2 pseudogenes are annotated in these 1,603 nt (G+C 77.5%); both read right to left on the bottom strand.

Annotated features, from left to right (window positions below):
- Nucleotides 1-1,209: pseudogene (locus ACWGIU_RS37500) on the bottom strand (ABC transporter ATP-binding protein); the annotation flags it as partial.
- Nucleotides 1,206-1,603: pseudogene (locus tag ACWGIU_RS37495) on the bottom strand (ABC transporter ATP-binding protein); the annotation flags it as partial. The pseudogenes ACWGIU_RS37500 and ACWGIU_RS37495, both read right to left, overlap by 4 nt.

Below are 1,603 nucleotides of genomic sequence, written 5' to 3'. Positions count from 1 at the left end.
CACCACGGCCAGGTGCTCGCCCCGCCCCACCACGAGGTCGAGGCCGTCGATCACGGGGTGCGCGCGGGGCCCGTAGGCGAAGCGGACCCGCCGCAGTTCGACGGCGGGTGCGGGCGGTGCGGGCCGTGCGGGCCGTGCCGGTGGTGCGGGTGGTGCGGGTGGTGCGGGCGGTGCGGGCGGTGCCGGTACCGGCGCCGGGCCCGCCGTCGGGGTTTCGGAGCCCGGCCGCGGCGCCGGTTCCGGATCGCAGAACCGGTCCAGCACCACCAGCAGCCGGGTGCCCGCCGCGCCCACCGCCGTCATCAGCGCGTCCAGGGCGGGCAGCAGCGACTGCACGAGGTAGGTGAGCGCCCCGGCCACCGCCCCGGCGCTGACCCCGCGCCCGAGCAGCCAGGGCGTTCCGGCCAGCAGTACGACGACCGGCAATCGGCCCGCGACGCCCAGGGCCAGCGTGCGCAGGGCGGTCCACCGCGCGAGGCGCCCGGTCAGCCGCTCCTGCTCGGCGATCAGCAGCTCGACCCCGGACCCGGCGCTCGCCCCGCCCCCGCACGCGACCACATCGCGCAACCCCCCCGCGAGTTCGCCCACGCGCGCGGACAGCGACTCGTCGGCGTCGAGCGCCGCGCGCTGCACGCGGGCCATCGGGCGCAGCGTGGCGAGGAAGGCGGCCGTCCCCAGGACCAGCGCGGGCAGTACGAGGACCAGCAGGACAGGGGCCAGCGCGGCCAGCCCGAGCAGCGCGCCCAGGGCGGTGAAGACGAACGACCGGGCGATCAGCACCAGTCCGGCGAAGGAGTCCCGGGCCATCTCGGTCTGCTGGGTCAGCCGGGAGACGGCACCCGAGTCACCGGCCCGGGACTCCCTCGCCGGATCGGCGACGGCCCGCCCGATCGCCTGGCGCACGGAGCGCCGCACCAGGCCGTCGCGCAGCGGTTCGACCAGGTCCGCGAGCCCCCCGAACACCCCGCGCAGGGCGAGGGCGCCGAGCAGGGCGCCCCCACCGGCCACGGCCAGCCAGCCGATGCCGGTACCGGTACGGCCGGTGAGGAACCCGTCGTCGAGGGCGCGGGCCACGGCGTAGCCGCCGAGGAAGGTGTGCGCGGACTCCAGCAGGGACCAGAGCGCGAGCCGGCGCAGGGTCCTGGTCCGGCCGCGCAGGAAGCGGCGACCCTCACGGGACACCCGGCGCCACGTGCCGTACTCGCTCATCGGACCGCCTTCCGGTCGGGCGGCTCCGCGGCCGGTTCCCCTCGCGTTTCCCGCTCGGCCCCTTCGCCGAACACCGCCCGGTAGCCGGGGTCCCGCCACAGCTCCGCGTGCGTACCGGTCGCCCGGACCCGCCCCGCGTCGAGCCAAACGACGAGGTCGGCGAGCGCGGCCGAGGAGATGCGGTGGGCGACGACCAGGCGGGTCCCCGGCCGGACCTCGCGGGCCAGCGCCCGCTCCACCTCGCGGGCGGTGAGGGTGTCCAGACTCGATGTCGCGTCGTCCAGGACCAGCAGCCGCCCCGCACGGCAGAACGCCCTGGCCAGGCCGATGCGTTGCAGCTCCCCGCCGGACAGCGGCGCATCTGCCGGCGCCGTGTCGTACCCCTCGGGCAGGC

Source organism: Streptomyces sp. NPDC054840, from assembly GCF_053611065.1.
The sequence above is the reverse complement of the archived record's forward strand: the minus strand, read 5'-3'. Positions and strand labels throughout refer to the sequence as shown.